The 16,456-nt window shown below is 69.3% G+C and carries 14 protein-coding genes and 1 pseudogene; 9 read left to right on the top strand and 6 right to left on the bottom strand.

Annotated features, from left to right (window positions below; all coding sequences use genetic code 11):
• Positions 1–94: 94 nt before the first annotated feature.
• Both QMK30_RS23840 and QMK30_RS23835 read left to right on the top strand, forming a co-directional pair.
• Positions 95–760, top strand: coding sequence for a TerB family tellurite resistance protein (locus QMK30_RS23840; protein WP_283520388.1), 666 nt, complete (start codon positions 95–97; stop codon positions 758–760).
• Positions 761–918: 158 nt separating this feature from the next.
• A pseudogene (locus QMK30_RS23835) lies at positions 919–1,487 on the top strand (LuxR C-terminal-related transcriptional regulator); the annotation flags it as partial.
• Positions 1,488–1,497: 10 nt separating this feature from the next.
• Here QMK30_RS23835 and QMK30_RS23830 read toward each other — a convergent pair.
• Positions 1,498–2,865, bottom strand: a complete 1,368-nt coding sequence (locus QMK30_RS23830) for an FAD-dependent oxidoreductase (protein ID WP_283520345.1) — start codon at positions 2,863–2,865, stop codon at positions 1,498–1,500.
• A 244-nt stretch (positions 2,866–3,109) separates the two neighbouring features.
• Here QMK30_RS23830 and recO point away from each other — a divergent pair, with 244 nt between their 5' ends.
• The gene (gene recO, locus QMK30_RS23825) at positions 3,110–3,856 is read left to right on the top strand and encodes a DNA repair protein RecO (RefSeq protein ID WP_283520344.1); all 747 of its coding nucleotides are present in this window, start codon (positions 3,110–3,112) and stop codon (positions 3,854–3,856) included.
• A 53-nt stretch (positions 3,857–3,909) separates the two neighbouring features.
• Positions 3,910–4,761: an isoprenyl transferase gene (locus QMK30_RS23820; RefSeq protein ID WP_283520343.1), complete on the top strand. Its 852-nt coding sequence runs from the start codon at positions 3,910–3,912 to the stop codon at positions 4,759–4,761.
• 74 nt (positions 4,762–4,835) lie between these two features.
• On the opposite strand, the gene QMK30_RS23815 is transcribed toward QMK30_RS23820, so the two are convergent.
• Genes QMK30_RS23815 through QMK30_RS23800 form a run of 4 tightly spaced genes read right to left on the bottom strand, consistent with a single transcriptional unit; the run spans position 4,836 to position 8,051 of the window.
• Positions 4,836–5,303: a Fur family transcriptional regulator gene (locus QMK30_RS23815; RefSeq protein WP_283520342.1), complete on the bottom strand. Its 468-nt coding sequence runs from the start codon at positions 5,301–5,303 to the stop codon at positions 4,836–4,838.
• A gap of 26 nt (positions 5,304–5,329) precedes the next feature.
• Positions 5,330–6,259, bottom strand: a complete 930-nt coding sequence (locus QMK30_RS23810) for a metal ABC transporter permease (RefSeq protein WP_283520341.1) — start codon at positions 6,257–6,259, stop codon at positions 5,330–5,332.
• A 2-nt stretch (positions 6,260–6,261) separates the two neighbouring features.
• A complete protein-coding gene (locus QMK30_RS23805) occupies positions 6,262–7,035 on the bottom strand; it encodes a metal ABC transporter ATP-binding protein (protein ID WP_283520340.1) in 774 nt (257 codons plus the stop codon).
• Between the two features lie 50 nt (positions 7,036–7,085).
• Positions 7,086–8,051, bottom strand: a complete 966-nt coding sequence (locus QMK30_RS23800; RefSeq protein WP_283520339.1) for a metal ABC transporter substrate-binding protein — start codon at positions 8,049–8,051, stop codon at positions 7,086–7,088.
• Positions 8,052–8,263: 212 nt separating this feature from the next.
• Here QMK30_RS23800 and QMK30_RS23795 point away from each other — a divergent pair, with 212 nt between their 5' ends.
• From QMK30_RS23795 to QMK30_RS23785, 3 genes are all read left to right on the top strand, one after another.
• Positions 8,264–9,649 (top strand): glycine--tRNA ligase, encoded by a 1,386-nt coding sequence (locus tag QMK30_RS23795; protein ID WP_283520338.1) that lies wholly within the window; start codon positions 8,264–8,266, stop codon positions 9,647–9,649.
• A 270-nt stretch (positions 9,650–9,919) separates the two neighbouring features.
• Positions 9,920–10,132, top strand: a complete 213-nt coding sequence (locus QMK30_RS23790) for a hypothetical protein (RefSeq protein WP_283520337.1) — start codon at positions 9,920–9,922, stop codon at positions 10,130–10,132.
• A gap of 206 nt (positions 10,133–10,338) precedes the next feature.
• Entirely contained in the window at positions 10,339–10,581 is a 243-nt protein-coding gene (locus QMK30_RS23785) for a DUF6243 family protein (RefSeq protein WP_283520336.1), read from the top strand.
• Positions 10,582–10,620: 39 nt separating this feature from the next.
• Here the strand turns inward: QMK30_RS23785 and QMK30_RS23780 are convergent, their stop codons facing one another.
• The gene (locus QMK30_RS23780; RefSeq protein WP_283520335.1) at positions 10,621–12,099 is read right to left on the bottom strand and encodes an MFS transporter; all 1,479 of its coding nucleotides are present in this window, start codon (positions 12,097–12,099) and stop codon (positions 10,621–10,623) included.
• Between the two features lie 84 nt (positions 12,100–12,183).
• Between QMK30_RS23780 and dusB the strand changes: the two genes are divergently transcribed.
• The gene (dusB, locus tag QMK30_RS23775) at positions 12,184–13,311 is read left to right on the top strand and encodes a tRNA dihydrouridine synthase DusB (protein WP_283520334.1); all 1,128 of its coding nucleotides are present in this window, start codon (positions 12,184–12,186) and stop codon (positions 13,309–13,311) included.
• 411 nt (positions 13,312–13,722) lie between these two features.
• On the top strand, positions 13,723–16,440 hold the full coding sequence (gene ppdK / locus QMK30_RS23770; RefSeq protein ID WP_283520333.1) for a pyruvate, phosphate dikinase: 2,718 nt from the start codon (positions 13,723–13,725) through the stop codon (positions 16,438–16,440).
• Positions 16,441–16,456 lie beyond the last annotated feature (16 nt).

The following is a 16,456-nucleotide window of genomic DNA, read 5'->3' as shown; positions in this document are numbered from 1 at the left end:
ATCACTGATGTGGCTAACATCACGTCAATGCGGCAGTGTTGCCGGAGCGTTACGGAGGTGCGACGTGCTGCCAGCCCATGGCCGAAAACTGAGTATGTGGGGCGTTCGCACCGCTTGGACCACTGTCGGTGACGGTGAGTTCTTCTGTCCCGATTGCGGTGGTGACCGCAACTTCCGCCGTCGCACCGGCCGCCGCCGTTTCGCCGTGCTCGGCATTCCACTGCTGCCGCGCGGCTACGCCGGCCCGGTCGTCGAATGCGCCGCCTGCCAGAACCACTTCGGCACCGACGCTCTCGACCACCCCACCACCGTGCGCTTCTCCGCGATGCTCCGCGACGCCGTCCACACGGTCGCGCTCGCCGTGCTGGCCGCGGGCGGCACCGATTCCCGTGCGGTCCGCAGAACGGCCGTCACCGCGGTCCGCGCCGCCGGATACGAGGACTGCACCGAGGACCAGCTCACCACCCTCATCGAGGCCCTGGCCGCCGACACCGGACGCCTCCCCGGCGCGTGCGAGGGGACGTCCGAACCCTGCGGCGCCGCGCTCGCCATCGAACTGCACGAGGCACTCGAACCGCTCGCCCCGCACCTCGCCCCGGTCGGCCGGGAGGCCATCCTGCTCCAGGGCGCCAGGATCGCCCTGGCGGACGGCCCGTACAGCCCGTCCGAGCGCGAGGTCCTGACGATCGTCGGCGGCGCACTGCTGATCTGCCCGGACGACACGGCCCGCCTGCTCGCGGCGGCGCGCACGCCGTCCTGACGCACCCCTTACGACCTCCCCCGCGATGCGGAGCGGGCTCCCGGCCGCCGGGGAGGTCGTTACTCCCGGGGGAGTGGCGAAGCCCCCCCCACCGCCTCCGGCAGTACCGCCCAACTCGCCCGTACGTGCGACGAATCGCGCCCCTTCCGGCAGGACCCGGTGCGAGCCGCGAGGCCGTCGAACTGGCCCGGAGCGCCCGCGCGGACCTCGTCGTGATGGACATCCGGATGCCGGACCTCGACGGTATCGAGGCGACCCGGCTGATCGCCGCCGACGACAACCTGGCCGGCGTGCGCGTCCTGATCCTCACCACGTACGACACCGACGAGCACATCGTCGACGCGCTGCGGGCGGCGCGTCCGGCTTCCTGGTGAAGGACGTCAGACCCGCCGAACTGCTCGACGGCATCCGCACGGTCGCGGCCGGCGAGTCCCTGCTGTCCCCGGGCCCGACGGCCCGGCTGATCGCCCGCGCACTGAGCGCCCCCGAACCCCCGGCGCTCGGCGGCGGCGCCGGACCCGGCAGCCTCTCCGACCGCGAGCGTCAAGTGCTGGCCCTCGTCGCCCGCGGCCTCAACAACACGGAGATCGCCGAGACGCTCGGCCTTTCGCCGCTCACGGCCAAGACCCATGTGAGCCGCATCATGGGCAAGCTCGGCGCCCGGGACCGCACCCAACTGGTGATCGTCGCGTACGAGTCGGGTCTGGTGGTCCCGGGCGGACCGTAGGGAGCCGTGGTCAGTCCTGCGCGGCGCTCGCCCGGACCATCGCCTCACGCTCGACGATTTTCACGCGCTCACGGCCCTCAGCCTCGCCCAGCGCCTTCTCCGCGCCGTCCAGGCGGCCCCAGCCCTCCCACGTCGTGTACGGGACGCCCTTGGCCTCCAGGAAGCCCACCACGGCGTCCTGGTCGGGGGTGGCGGGGGTGCTCAGACGGCTGTTGGTGTGGTCGTCGAGCAGGTTGGCGACCGTTTCGTTGGCGTCGCCCTTGGTGTGGCCGATGAGGCCGACCGGGCCGCGCTTGATCCAGCCGGTGACGTACGTCGACTTCAGGTGCTCGCCGTTCTCGAGGACCCGGCCGCCCTCGTGCGGGACTGTGCCGGTCAGGAAGTCGAACGGCAGCTTGGGCAGCTCGTCGGAGAGATAGCCGACCGCCCGGTACACGGACTGCACGTCCCAGGTGCGCATCTCGCCGGTGCCCTTGACGTTGCCCGTGCCGTCGAGCTGAGTGCGCTCGGTGCGCAGCCCCACGACCTTGCCGTCCTCGCCGACGATCTCGGTGGGGGACTCGAAGAAGTGCAGGAACAGCTTGTGCGGGCGCTCGCCCACATCGCGGATCGCCCAGTTCTCCAGCGTGGAGGCGACCATGTTGGCCTGCTTGTTGGCCCGGCGGGTCGCGATGGAGCCGTCGTCGTAGTCGATGTCCTCGGGGTTCACGATGACTTCGATGTTCGGGGAGTGGTCCAGCTCGCGCAGTTCCATCGGGCTGAACTTGGCCTGCGCTGGGCCGCGCCGCCCGAAGACGTGGACCTCAAGGGCCTTGTTGGCGACCAGGCCCGCGTGGACGTTCGGCGGGATCTCGGTCGGCAGCAGTTCCTCGGCGGTCTTCGCGAGGATGCGGGCCACGTCCAGGGCCACATTGCCGACGCCGAGCACCGCGACCTTCTCGGCCTCCAGCGGCCAGCCGCGCGGCACGTCCGGGTGGCCGTCGTACCAGGACACGAAGTCCGCGGCCCCGTAGGAGCCCTCAAGCTCGATGCCGGGGATGTCCAGCGCCCGGTCCGCGTCCGCGCCGGTGGAGAAGATCACCGCGTCGTAGAACTCGTGCAGGTCGTCGAGGCTGATGTCGGACGGGTAGTCGACATTTCCGAAGAGACGTATCTGCGGCTTGCTGAGGACCTGGTGGAGGGCGGTGACGATGCCCTTGATGCGGGGGTGGTCGGGCGCGACGCCGTACCGGATCAGCCCGAACGGGGCGGGCATCCGCTCGAAGAGGTCGATGGAGAGACCGGGCTCGGATGCGGCATCGGACTTCAGCAGTGCGTCGGCGGCGTAGATCCCGGCGGGGCCGGCACCGACGATCGCGACCCGCAGGGGGCGGGGCATGGGCGGTTCCCTTCGAACGAGCGGGTCCCACCGGGGGCAGGTGCCGGCGGGCGAGGCACGGTGATCGGGCGCCTCGGGAGCAACAGGTGCGGCGACAGCGCTGTCTCATCCGCAACTTTGGCAAGGCTACCCTCAGCCCGGTACCCGTCTTGCGGCTATGCCCCCATAAATATGATCTATGGGTCCGAAAGTCCGCTTCCCCCGCGCGCACGGCGGCCCACGCGCGTACGGGACAATGAACCCCATGAGCCTGTACCGCGACGACGGCATCGTGCTGCGGACTCAGAAGCTGGGTGAGGCCGACCGCATCATCACGCTCCTGACCCGCGGCCACGGGCGGGTGCGCGCCGTCGCCCGCGGGGTACGGCGTACGAAGTCCAAATTCGGTGCCCGCCTCGAACCCTTCTCCCACGTCGACGTGCAGTTCTTCTCACGCGGCAGCGAGCTCGTCGGACGCGGACTGCCGCTGTGCACCCAGGGCGAGATCATCGCCCCTTACGGCAGCGGAATCGTCACGGACTACACCCGCTACACCGCGGGCACCGCGATGCTGGAGACCGCCGAGCGGTTCACCGACCACGAGGGCGAGCCGGCCGTGCAGCAGTACCTGCTGCTCGTCGGCGCCCTGCGCACCCTCTCCCGCGGCGAGCACGCGCCCAACCTCATCCTGGACGCCTTCCTGCTGCGCTCGCTCGCCGTCAACGGCTACGCGCCCAGCTTCGTCGACTGCGCGCGGTGCGGCCTCGACGGGCCGAACCGGTTCTTCTCGGTCGCGGCGGGCGGCGTCATATGCGGCGACTGCCGGGTGCCCGGAAGCGTCGTACCCTCGGCGGAGGCCGTCGGCCTGCTCAGCGCGCTGCTCACCGGGGACTGGGTGACCGCGGACAGCTGCGAGCCGCGGCATGTCCGGGAGGGCGGCGGGCTGGTGTCGGCCTATCTGCACTGGCACTTGGAGCGCGGACTGCGCTCGCTGCGGTACGTGGAGAAGTAGGACCGGCCGGTCGGAGAGAGCCGGCCGGTTCGAGAAAGAGGAGACGAAAGCTCATGGCACGACGCGGGATCCTGGGCCGAAACCGGCGCGACTACAAGACACCGGAGCCGCACCCGTCCGGCGCGCGCCCTCCGCGCATCCAGAGTGAGCTGGTCCCCGAGCACGTGGCGATCGTCATGGACGGCAACGGCCGCTGGGCCAAGGAGCGCGGGCTGCCGCGCACCGAGGGCCACAAGGTCGGCGAGGGCGTCGTCATGGACGTGCTCAAGGGCTGCATCGAGATGGGCGTCAAGAACCTCTCGCTGTACGCCTTTTCCACCGAGAACTGGAAGCGTTCGCCCGACGAGGTCCGCTTCCTGATGAACTTCAACCGCGATGTCATCCGCCGCCGCCGCGACGAGATGGACGAGCTGGGCATCCGCATCCGCTGGACGGGCCGCATGCCCAAGCTGTGGAAGTCCGTCGTCGAGGAGCTCCAGGTCGCCCAGGAGCAGACCAAGGACAACGACGCGATGACGCTGTACTTCTGCGTCAACTACGGCGGGCGCGCGGAGATCGCGGACGCGGCGGCCGCCATGGCGGTCGATGTGAAGGCGGGGAAGCTCGACCCGTCGAAGATCAATGAGAAGACCCTCGCGAAGTATCTCTACTACCCGGACATGCCGGACGTCGACCTGTTCGTCCGCCCGAGCGGTGAGCAGCGCACGTCCAACTACCTGATCTGGCAGAGCGCGTACGCCGAGATGGTCTTCCAGGACGTCCTGTGGCCGGACTTCGACCGCCGCAATCTGTGGGACGCCTGCCACGAATTCGCTTCCCGCGACCGCAGGTTCGGCGGCGCACTGCCCAACGACGGCTCCGCGGGCGGCAATGGCGCCGCGGCCAACGACGAAGCCTCCGCCTGACGGGCGGAGGTCTGCGCTGAGGGGCTGGGGAGACCCTGCCCCTCCATGGGGTCGTGCGGGGGCCTCCCGGGCCCTCAGGTGGCGGAGGGGGCCGCGGCGCACTCCGCGCAGGTCCCGAAGATCTCCACCGTGTGGGCGACGTTCACATAGCCGTGCTGGGCGGCGATCTGTTCCGCCCACGACTCGACGGCAGGCCCCTCGACCTCGACCGCCTTGCCGCACATCCGGCACACCAGGTGGTGATGGTGGTCGCCGGTCGAGCAGCGCCGGTACACCGCCTCGCCCTCGCTGGTGCGCAGCACATCCACCTCGCCCGCGTCGGCGAGGGACTGCAGGGTGCGGTAGACCGTCGTCAGCCCCACCGAGTCACCCCGGTGCTTGAGCATGTCGTGAAGATCCTGCGCGCTGCGGAACTCGGCCACCTCGTCGAGCGCGGCCGCTACGGCGGCCCGCTGCCGGGTGGACCGGCCACGCACCGGGGATGGGGTTCCCGCAGTCGTCACAGGTGCCTCCTCTGGTCGCCCGTACGTATGTCGGGCCATTCTGTCAGGTCGCCCCGGGCTCCCGGTCAGACCAGTGTGCCGTCAGCGGGCCGACGCGCGGCGGGCAGGCCCGCCGGCTGCGCGTCCGCCGCCTCGACACCGCACTCGGCCGCGTCCTGCGGGCCCACCTCGCGCAGGGCCCGTGCCCGTCGTCTCGCGAGTGGCGTGGCCAGCGCGGTCAGTGCGACGAAGACCCCGATGGCCAGCAGCACGATCGTCGCGCCGGGCGGCACGTCGTACTCGTACGAGGTCACCGTGCCCGCCAGAGTCACGGCCGTACCGATGGCCACCGCCAGCACGAACGTCACCAGGAAGCTCCGCGAGATCTGCTGCGCCGCGGCCACCGGCACCACCATCAGCGCGCTGACCAGCAGTAGCCCGACGACGCGCATCGCGACGGTGACGGTGACCGCCGCCGTGACGGCGATCAGCAGGTTGAGCACCCGCACCGGCAGCCCGGTGACCCGGGCGAACTCCTCGTCCTGGCTGACGGCGAAGAGATGGCGCCGCAGCCCGAGCGTGACCAGCATCACAAAGGCGGCCAGCGCGCAGATCGCGATCACGTCCGCGTCCGAGACCGTCGCGAGCGAGCCGAAGAGGTACGAGGAAAGATTGGCGTTGGAGCCGGTCGGCGCCAGATTGATCAGCAGCACACCGCCCGCCATGCCGCCGTAGAAGAGCATGGCCAGCGCCAGGTCGCCGCGCATGCGCCCGTACCAGCGGATCAGTTCCATCGCGACGGCGCCGACGATCGATACGAGCGTGGCCATCCACACCGGGTTGCTGTTCAGCAGGAAGCCCAGGCCGACGCCGGTCATCGCGACATGTCCGATGCCGTCGCCCATCAGGGCCTGGCGGCGCTGCACCAGGTAGATGCCGACGGCCGGGGCCGTGATGCCGACCAGGACGGCGGCGAGCAGCGCCCGCTGCATGAAGGCTGTTTCGAAGATCTCCATGATCAGGTCAGCAGTCCCGTCCGGACGGGCTCGGAAGCCGCATGGGGGTGTACGTGGTCGTGGCCCGGCAGCGCGTGCTGGCCAAGCGCCTCGGGGGGCGGCCCGTCGTGGGTGACGCAGCCGTCGCGCAGCACCACCGCGCGGTCGATCAGCGGCTCCAGTGGGCCGAGTTCATGCAGGACGAGCAGCACGGTCGTGCCGGCGGCGACCTGGCCCCGCAGCGTTTCGGCGAGGATCTCCTGGCTGGCCAGGTCCACGCCCGCCATCGGCTCGTCCATGATCAGCAGGTCCGGCTCGGAGGCGAGCGCCCGCGCGATGAGGACGCGCTGGTGCTGGCCGCCGGAGAGGGCGTTCACGGAGTCCTTGGCCCGGTCCGCGAGCCCGACGAGCCCGATGGCGCGGTGCACGGCGGCGCGGTCGGCCTTCGACGGCCAGCGCAGCTTCGAACGGGAGAGACGCCCCGAGGAGACGACCTCGTAGACGGTCGCGGGCACACCACTGGCGGCGGTGGTGCGCTGCGGTACGTAACCGATGCGCGCCCACGCGCGGAAGCGGCGCAGTGGCGTACCGAACAGGTCGATGCTGCCGTCGGTGAGCGGCACCTGGCCGATCACCGCGCGCACGGCCGTCGACTTGCCCGAGCCGTTGGCGCCGAGCAGCGCGACGACCTCACCGCGGTGCACGGTGAGGTCGATCCCGCGCAGCACGGGGCGCGAGCCGAGGGTGGCCGCCGCCGCGCGAAGGGAAATGACGGGCTCGGGCTTGATGGCCTTCATGGCGCGCGCCTCCGATGCTGACGGGTCCGATGCTGCGGGGATTGCGGGGGTCACTTCGCGCCGAGGGCCTTCTGCAGCGCGGTGAGGTTGGACTCCATGACCGCGAGGTAGTCAGCGCCCTTCGACCGGTCCGTAATTCCCTCCAGCGGGTCCAGGACGTCGGTCTTCAGGCCGGTGTCGCCGGCCAGGGTCTTGGCGGTCTTGTCGCTGACGAGGGTCTCGAAGAAGACCGTGGAGACCTTCTCCTGCTTGGCGATCTTCTGGAGGTCCTTCATACGGGCCGGGCTGGGCTCGGAGTCGGGGTCGAGGCCGCTGATGCCCTCCTGCTCCAGGCCGTAGCGCTCGGCGAGGTAGCCGAAGGCGGAGTGCGTGGTGATGAAGGTCCTGGTCGTGGTGTTCTTCAAGCCGTTCTCGAACTTCGTGTTCAAGCCGCCGAGCTTGCCGACCAGGGTCTTGGTGTTCTTCTGGTACGCCGCCGCGTTGTCCGGGTCGGCCTTCTCCAGGGCCTTGCCGACACCCTTGGCGACCTCGGCGTACTTCACCGGGTCCAGCCAGATGTGGGGGTCGCCCGCGGCCTCGCCGTGGTCGTGCCCTTCTTCTTCCCTGGCGTGCTCCTCGTGGCCGACCTCGGTGCCGTGCTCTTCGAGGTGGGTGAGGGCGGCGGCGTCGGCGGTGTTCTTCACGCCGGACTGCTCGACGGCCTCGTCGACGGCTGGCTGCAGGCCCTTGAGGTAGACGATGAAGTCCGCCTCGCCGAGCTGCGCGGCCTGCTTGGGGCTGAGCTCCAGGTCGTGCGGCTCTACACCCGGCTTGGTCAGGGTCGATACGGCGACGTGCTCGCCGCCTATCTGCTCGGCCAGGAACTGCATGGGGTAGAACGACGCCACCACGTCGAGCTTGCCGTTGCTGTTCTTGTCGGCGGCGTTGGACGAGGAGCAGGCGCTGAGGGTCATCAGACCGAGCGCGAGCGCTCCGGCGGCGGCGGTGGTGGGTATCAGGCGTCGTCTTACGTTCATGATACTCATTTTCAACAAAAGTGGAAACGATTGTCAACAATGCGGGATGTGATCCCGCTCCCGGTGACGCTCCCGACCCGCTCCCGGGCTCGCGCCGGCTTCCGGTCCGCCCGCTGCCGAGTCTCTGTCAGGTACCGATTTGATCCGGGGGGTACGGGCGCCGGTAATCTGAAGCATTCGCCGTTCGTCGTCGTCGTAATGAAGAGAGCACCGTGGCCGCCGACAAGATCGACACCATCGTCAGCCTGAGCAAGCGCCGTGGCTTCGTCTACCCGTGCAGTGAGATCTACGGCGGCTCCAAGGCCGCCTGGGACTACGGACCGCTGGGTGTCGAACTGAAGGAAAACATCAAGCGTCAGTGGTGGCGCTCCATGGTCATCGCACGCGAGGACGTGGTCGGTCTCGACTCCTCGGTGATCCTGGCCCCCGAGGTGTGGGAGGCGTCCGGTCACCTCGCGACGTTCTCCGACCCGCTGACCGAGTGCACCGCCTGTCACAAGCGGCACCGCGCGGACCACTTGACCGAGGCGTACGAGGCCAAGCACAACGGCCGCGCCCCGGAGAACGGCCTTGCCGACGTCAACTGTCCGAACTGCGGTACCAAGGGCCAGTTCACCGAGCCCAAGCAGTTCTCCGGCATGCTGGAGACGCACCTCGGCCCGACCCAGGACACCGGCTCGCGGGCCTTCCTGCGACCCGAGACCGCGCAGGGCATTTTCACCAACTTCGCCCAGGTGCAGCAGACTTCGCGCAAGAAGCCGCCGTTCGGCATCGCGCAGATGGGCAAGTCCTTCCGGAACGAGATCACTCCGGGCAACTTCATCTTCCGCACCCGCGAGTTCGAGCAGATGGAGATGGAGTTCTTCGTCAAGCCGGGCGAGGACGAGCAGTGGCAGGAATACTGGATGGAGCAGCGCTGGAGCTGGTACCGCGAGCTCGGTCTCCGCGAGGAGAACATGCGGTGGTTCGAGCACCCGGCGGAGAAGCTGTCCCACTATTCGAAGCGCACCGCCGACATCGAGTACCGCTTCAACTTCGGTGGCAATGAGTTCTCCGAGCTCGAAGGCGTCGCCAACCGCACCGACTTCGACCTCAAGGCGCACTCCAAGGCCTCCGGCCAGGACCTGTCGTTCTTCGACCAGGAGGCCGGCGAGCGCTGGACTCCGTACGTCATCGAGCCGGCGGCAGGCGTGAACCGCGCCATGCTCGCCTTCATGCTCGACGCGTACATCGAGGACGAGGCGCCCAACGCCAAGGGCGTCATGGAGAAGCGCACCGTGATGCGCCTCGACCCGCGCCTGGCGCCGGTCAAGGTCGCGGTGCTTCCGCTGTCGCGCAACCCGGACCTGTCGCCGAAGGCCAAGGGCCTGGCGACCGACCTGCGCAAGAACTGGAACATCGAGTTCGACGACGCGGGCGCCATCGGCCGCCGCTACCGTCGTCAGGACGAGATCGGTACGCCGTTCTGCGTCACCGTCGACTTCGACACCCTCGACGACAACGCGGTGACGGTGCGCGACCGCGACACCATGAAGCAGGAGCGCGTCTCGCTGGACCAGATCCAGTCGTACCTCGGTGGCCGTCTCCTCGGCTGCTGATGTCTTAGGGGGTGTCCGGCCCGATCTCCGTGGCGTCGCGGGGTCCGGCACGCACATCCGCGGCGTTGTCGTCGGTCACCGACGCTCCGCGTCGACTCCCTCCTGCGCCTCGCGGCTCCCACGCACCAGCCCCCGCTCCTTCACCCACGGAGATCGGCCGGACACCCCCTAGGCGTTCCAAGCACCGACTGAGCCCCCGGTCCGATTTTCGGACCGGGGGCTTCGTGCACACTGAGCGGACGCGTTCCGAAGGCGTTCCAGGGAGGCACGATGCCGTCGACGACCGCCGGCGAAGTGAGCAGATGGGATCAGCACGGCCGTGAGCACGTGGTCCGCGTCCAGCGGTCCGGAATACAGCGGATGCTCACCTGCGACACGTGCGGCTGGCGCAAGGGAGCGCAGTTCCTGCCCTGGCTCAAGGCCGAGGAACACCTCACGGAGGCCCACCAAGCGACCGTTGACCCGGGCGGCGCCGGGAGCTGAGTGGACGGTCGCCGCGACCCCGGCCGACCGGTCGCCGGGACCTCGGTGCGCCGGGGCCGGACGAAAAATGGACGCCGGGCCCCGTACGGCCCGGTAAAGTTGCGTGCATGTTCTTCCAGATCTACGAGTGAGAGCGCGGCGGACTCCACCTCCGCCCCCCACCAGACAATTCCGCAGATCACTTCTCAACCTTTCCGGGAGAACCCGTGGCAAAGAGCCGCAACAACCTGCTCGGCGTAGGCGGACAGCGCAAGAGGATGTCCCGCGCCGAAGTCGCGGACAACGGTCCCACGCGCAACGCCGACCGCAGGGGCGCCGCAGAGCAGAAGGACGAGCTGGTGCGCAAGATGCGCGAGCGCGCCGCCGCCACCCAGGAGGAGAACAGCGAGGCGACGGCGCAGGACGAGCCGGCGCAGGGCAAGAAGGCCGAGAAGCCCAAGAAGGCCTGACGCTCCGCCCCGCGGCACATCAGGACCGGTGGGCCCGGATCACCTCAGGTGGTCAGGGCCCACGCCCTTGTCCGCATGCGCCGGGGTCCGGTCCTCGGCCGGCTCCCGGAGCCGGTCCGCCGTGCGCAAGGCCGACTCCCTGGCCCATGGGCCGCTGGTCAGCGCTCCCACCACGAGCACGCAGAGCCCGCATCCGGCGATGATCCACCAGGCGGGCCTGCTCGCGGCCACGAAGCCGTCCTCGTACGAGCTGCCGTGCGCCCCGGCGGCCAGCACGGCGCCGATCACGGCGACGCCCAGGGTCTGGCCGATCTGCCGGCTGGTGGAGGCGACGGCCGCCGCGACGCCCGCCTGGGCCCGTGGCATCCCGGAGACGGCGGTATTGGTGATCGGCGCGTTCACCATGCCGAAGCCCAGGCCGAAGAGCACGTACCCGGTGAACAGCAGCGGCGTGGACGTCTCCGCCCCGAACGCCGCGAACAGCACGCCGCTCGCCGCCATCGCGACGCCCGCCACCAGCAACGGGAGCCGCGGCCCGCGACTGCCCACCAGCCGCCCCGAGAGCGGCGCGCACACGAAGGTCAGCGCCGCCATCGGCAGCATGAACAGACCGGCGTGCAGCGCGGACAGTCCCCGTACGTCCTGGAGATACAGGGTGTTCAGGAACAGGAAGCCGCCGAGCGCCGCGAACGCGCACACCGCGATCACCGTCGCGCCGCTGAACGGCGCGCTGTGGAAGAACCGCAGGTCGATCAGTGGCTCCGCCCGCCTGGGCTCGTACACGAGCAGCCCGACGAGCGAGGCCGCGGCCAGCGCGGCGAAGGACAGGATCAGCGGCGATGTCCAGCCGGCCGCGGGCGCCTCGATGATCGCGTACGTCAGCGAGCCGAGCAGCGCGATGATCAGCAGCTGGCCGACCGGGTCGGGCCGGCGCGGCTTCGGAGCGCGCGACTCGGGCACGTACCGAAGGGTCAGCAGCAGCGCGGCGATGCCCACCGGCAGATTGACCCAGAAGATGGACCGCCACCCCACGGTGTCCACCAGCAGGCCGCCGATCAGCGGTCCCGCGGCCATCGAGATCCCGACGACCCCGCCCCACACCCCGATGGCGCGGGCGCGCTCACGCGGGTCCGTGAAGGTGTTGGTGATGATCGACATCGCGACGGGGTTGAGCATGGAGCCGCCGACGGCCTGGACCATCCGGAAGGCGACGAGCGCTTCGAGGTTCGGCGCGAGTGAGCACAGCAGCGACCCCAGCGTGAAGACGACCAGACCGGCCACGAAGACCTTGCGGCGCCCGATCCGGTCGGCGGTGGAGCCCGCGAGCATCAGCAGGGAGGCGAGGACGAGGGTGTACGCGTCGATCGTCCACTGCATCCCGGCGACGCCGACGTCCAGCTCCTCGCGCATGGAGGGCAGGGCGACGTTGAGGACCGTGTTGTCGAGGCTGACGATCAGCAGGCTCATGCAGCAAATGCCCAGCACAAGCAGCCGCCGCCTATGACTGGGCTCGGGCATGAACCGACGCTACCTCCGGTGCGGGACAATGGTTGCCTCACCCTGTCCCGCACGCCCGGCCTTCACGTACGAGGTACCTCGCAGATGACGCAGTTGAAGATCGGTCCGCACGTGGTGCGGCCGCCCGTGGTGCTCGCTCCCATGGCGGGCATCACCAATGCGCCGTTCCGGACCCTGTGCAGGGAGTTCTCGGGCGGCAAGGGCCTGTTCGTCAGCGAGATGATCACGACGCGGGCGCTGGTCGAGCGCAACGAGAAGACCATGCAGCTCATCCGCTTCGACGACACCGAGCGCCCGCGCTCGATGCAGCTGTACGGCGTGGACCCGGTCACCGTCGGCAAGGCCGTCCGCATGATCGTGGACGAGGACCTGGCCGACCACATCGACCTGAACTTCGGCTGCCCGGTGCCCAAGGTGACCCGCAAGGGCGGCGGCTCCGCGCTCCCCTTCAAGCGGCCACTGCTGCGGGCGATCCTGAACGAGGCCGTCGCGAACGCGGGCGCGCTGCCCGTGACCATGAAAATGCGCAAGGGCATCAACGACGAGCACCTCACCTACCTCGACGCCGGGCGCATCGCGGTCGAGGAGGGTGTGACGGCCATCGCGCTGCACGGCAGGACCGCGGCCCAGCACTACGGCGGTACGGCGGACTGGGACGCGATCGCGCGGCTCAAGGAGCATGTGCCCGAGATCCCGGTCCTCGGCAACGGCGACATCTGGTCGGCCGACGACGCCCTGCGGATGATGCGTGAGACGGGCTGTGACGGCGTCGTCGTGGGCCGTGGGTGCCTGGGGCGGCCGTGGCTGTTCGGGGACCTCGTGGCCGGGTTCGAGGGCACGGACGCGTACGCCGCCCCGCCGCTGCGCGAGGTCGCCAAGGTCATGCGGCGGCACGCGGAGCTGCTGGGGGAGTGGATCGGGGACGAGGCGCGTGGGGTCATTGACTTCCGTAAGCACGTCGCCTGGTACCTCAAGGGCTTCTCGGTCGGCTCGGAGATGCGCAGGAAGCTCGCGATCTCCTCATCTTTGGCCGAAATGGACGCTCACCTGAGCGAGCTGGATCTGGACCAGGCATGGCCCGAGGGGGCCGACGGGCCGCGTGGGCGCACGTCGGGCAACGGCCGGGTGGTTCTGCCGGACGGCTGGTTGAAGGATCCGTACGACTGCTCGGGCTTGAGCGCGGACGCTGAGCTGGACACTTCCGGAGGCTGAGAGCCCGGAGGGGACAAACCGTCCACGCGGGGGTCTGGATCGTGAGATTCGGGCCCGGACAGGGACGTGATTCTCGCCACGCCTGATAGGGGTGTCGCTCAGATGAGCGACAGACGCAGGGGTCCATCTCTCAAAAGGTGGCACTGGGTGCCACCCTGTTTTTCTTCGTTTCCCGTACGCAACAGTGACTCTTGGGTGATCCTGGCGGCCCATTTCGCCACTTTCGATCATCATGTCTACGACTCTTGAACACATGTCGAGGGTGGGCTCCGGAGTACGATCACTTTCGATCTGCTGGCGGACGAGTGGTTAAGACCGCATGACGGTCAAGTGGACGTACCCAGACACCTTCGATCTGGGTATGTTCCTCGCCGTCAGGGCAGCCACCGCGTCCTCGAGGAGTCGAGACCCGTGTCGGAAAAAAAAGATCTCCCGAAGTTCGTCTACGACTTCACCGAGGGCAACAAGAACCTCAAAGACCTGCTCGGCGGCAAGGGTGCGAACCTGGCCGAGATGACCAACCTCGGGCTGCCCGTCCCTCCGGGCTTCACCATCACCACCGAGGCGTGCAAGGTCTACCTCGCCAGCGGCGAGGCGCCGGAGGCGCTGCGGGCCGAGGTCAGCGCGTACCTCGAAGCTCTTGAGCAGAAGATGGGCAAGAAGCTCGGCCAGGCCGACGACCCGCTGCTCGTCTCCGTCCGCTCGGGCGCCAAGTTCTCCATGCCCGGCATGATGGACACCGTCCTGAACATCGGGCTCTCCGACAAGTCCGTCACCGGGCTCGCCAAGCAGGTCGGCGGCGACGAGCGCTTCGCGTGGGACTCCTACCGCCGCCTCATCCAGATGTTCGGCAAGACCGTGCTCGGCGTCGATGGCGACCTCTTCGAGGAAGCGCTGGAGGAGGCCAAGCAGGCCAAGAAGGTCGTGATCGACACCGACCTCGAAGCGGCCGACCTCAAGAAGCTCGTCAAGCGCTTCAAGAAGATCGTCTCCGACCGGGCCGGACGCGACTTCCCGCAGGACCCGCGCGAGCAGATGGACCTCGCCATAAACGCGGTCTTCGACTCGTGGAACACCGACCGCGCCAAGCTCTACCGCCGCCAGGAGCGCATCCCGGGCGACCTCGGCACGGCCGTCAACGTCTGCTCGATGGTCTTCGGCAACCTCGGCCCCGACTCCGGCACCGGCGTCGCCTTCACCCGTGACCCGGCCAGCGGCCACCAGGGCGTCTACGGTGACTACCTGCAGAACGCGCAGGGCGAGGACGTCGTCGCCGGCATCCGCAACACGGTGCCGCTCGCCGACCTCGAAAACATCGACAAGGCTTCGTACGACCAGCTCATGCAGATCATGGAGACGCTGGAGACCCACTACAAGGATCTCTGCGACATCGAGTTCACCATCGAGCGCGGTCAGCTGTGGATGCTCCAGACCCGCGTCGGCAAGCGCACCGCGGGCGCCGCGTTCCGCATCGCCACGCAGCTCGTCGACCAGGGCCTGATCGACGAGGCCGAGGCGCTCCAGCGCGTCAACGGCGCGCAGCTCGCGCAGCTGATGTTCCCGCGCTTCGACGACGAGGCGAAGACGGAGAAGCTCGGCCGTGGCATCGCCGCGTCGCCGGGCGCGGCCGTGGGCAAGGCCGTCTTCGACTCGTACACCGCGGTCAAGTGGTCGCGCTCCGGCGAGAAGGTCATCCTCATCCGCCGTGAGACCAACCCCGACGACCTCAACGGCATGATCGCCGCCGAGGGCATCCTGACCTCCCGCGGCGGCAAGACCTCGCACGCCGCCGTCGTCGCGCGCGGCATGGGCAAGACCTGTGTCTGCGGCGCCGAGGAGCTCGAAGTCGACACGAAGCGCCGCCGGATGACGGCGCCCGGCGGCATCGTCATCGAAGAGGGCGACGTCGTATCGATCGACGGCTCCACCGGCAAGGTGTACCTCGGCGAGGTACCCGTCGTACCGTCCCCGGTCGTCGAGTACTTCGAGGGCCGCATGCACGCGGGCGCCGACGACGCCAACGAGCTGGTCGCCGCCGTGCACCGGATCATGGCTTACGCCGACCGGGTGCGCCGGCTGCGGGTGCGCGCCAACGCCGACAACGCCGAGGACGCCCTGCGGGCACGCCGCTTCGGGGCCCAGGGCATCGGCCTGTGCCGCACCGAGCACATGTTCCTCGGCGAGCGCCGCGAGATGGTCGAGAAGCTGATCCTCGCGGACACCGACGACGAGCGCGAGACCGCGCTCGCCACGCTGCTGCCGCTCCAGAAGGCCGACTTCATCGAGCTGTTCGAGGCGATGGACGGCCTGCCCGTCACCGTGCGGCTGCTCGACCCGCCCCTGCACGAGTTCCTGCCGGACATCACTGAGCTGTCGGTGCGCGTGGCCCTCGCGGAGTCCCGCAAGGACGCCAACGAGAACGACCTGCGCCTCCTGCAGGCCGTGCACAAGCTGCACGAGCAGAACCCGATGCTCGGCCTGCGCGGTGTACGTCTGGGCCTGGTCATCCCCGGCCTGTTCGCGATGCAGGTCCGCGCCATCGCGGAGGCGGCCGCGCAGCGCAAGAACGCCAAGGGCGACCCGCGCGCCGAGATCATGATTCCGCTCGTCGGCACCGTCCAGGAGCTGGAGATCGTCCGCGACGAGGCCGACCTGGTCATCGCCGAGGTCGAGGCCGCCACCGGCACCAAGCTGAAGCTGACCATCGGCACGATGATCGAGCTGCCGCGCGCCGCGCTCACGGCGGGCCAGATCGCCGAGGCCGCCGAGTTCTTCTCCTTCGGTACGAACGACCTCACCCAGACCGTCTGGGGCTTCTCCCGCGACGACGTCGAGGCGAGCTTCTTCACGGCGTACCTGGAGAAGGGCATCTTCGGGGTCTCCCCGTTCGAGACCATCGACCGCGACGGTGTGGGCGCGCTCGTCCGCTCCGCCTGCGAGGCGGGCCGTGCCACGCGCCCCGACCTCAAGCTCGGCGTGTGCGGCGAGCACGGCGGCGACCCGGAGTCGGTGCACTTCTTCCACGAGGTGGGCCTGGACTACGTGTCCTGCTCGCCGTTCCGGATTCCGGTGGCCCGCCTGGAGGCGGGCCGCGCGGCGGCGCAGGCCTCGGCCAGCGACTCGCGCTGACCGCGAAGCCGACCGG

Origin of the sequence: Streptomyces sp. H27-C3 (genome assembly GCF_030063415.1) — a bacterium.
In the GTDB taxonomy this organism is placed as follows: Bacteria; Actinomycetota; Actinomycetes; order Streptomycetales; family Streptomycetaceae; genus Streptomyces.
This window is presented reverse-complemented; position numbering and strand designations above follow the sequence as displayed.

What these genes read in the sequence shown, in the direction of transcription:
- QMK30_RS23840 (WP_283520388.1), top strand. Translation starts at nt 95, where the DNA reads ATGTGGGGCGTTCGCACCGCTTGGACCACTGTCGGTGACGGTGAGTTC.
- QMK30_RS23830 (WP_283520345.1), bottom strand. Translation starts at nt 2,865, where the DNA reads ATGCCCCGCCCCCTGCGGGTCGCGATCGTCGGTGCCGGCCCCGCCGGG.
- recO (WP_283520344.1), top strand. Translation starts at nt 3,110, where the DNA reads ATGAGCCTGTACCGCGACGACGGCATCGTGCTGCGGACTCAGAAGCTG.
- QMK30_RS23820 (WP_283520343.1), top strand. Translation starts at nt 3,910, where the DNA reads ATGGCACGACGCGGGATCCTGGGCCGAAACCGGCGCGACTACAAGACA.
- QMK30_RS23815 (WP_283520342.1), bottom strand. Translation starts at nt 5,303, where the DNA reads ATGGCCCGACATACGTACGGGCGACCAGAGGAGGCACCTGTGACGACT.
- QMK30_RS23810 (WP_283520341.1), bottom strand. Translation starts at nt 6,259, where the DNA reads ATGGAGATCTTCGAAACAGCCTTCATGCAGCGGGCGCTGCTCGCCGCC.
- QMK30_RS23805 (WP_283520340.1), bottom strand. Translation starts at nt 7,035, where the DNA reads ATGAAGGCCATCAAGCCCGAGCCCGTCATTTCCCTTCGCGCGGCGGCG.
- QMK30_RS23800 (WP_283520339.1), bottom strand. Translation starts at nt 8,051, where the DNA reads ATGAACGTAAGACGACGCCTGATACCCACCACCGCCGCCGCCGGAGCG.
- QMK30_RS23790 (WP_283520337.1), top strand. Translation starts at nt 9,920, where the DNA reads ATGCCGTCGACGACCGCCGGCGAAGTGAGCAGATGGGATCAGCACGGC.
- QMK30_RS23780 (WP_283520335.1), bottom strand. Translation starts at nt 12,099, where the DNA reads ATGCCCGAGCCCAGTCATAGGCGGCGGCTGCTTGTGCTGGGCATTTGC.
- dusB (WP_283520334.1), top strand. Translation starts at nt 12,184, where the DNA reads ATGACGCAGTTGAAGATCGGTCCGCACGTGGTGCGGCCGCCCGTGGTG.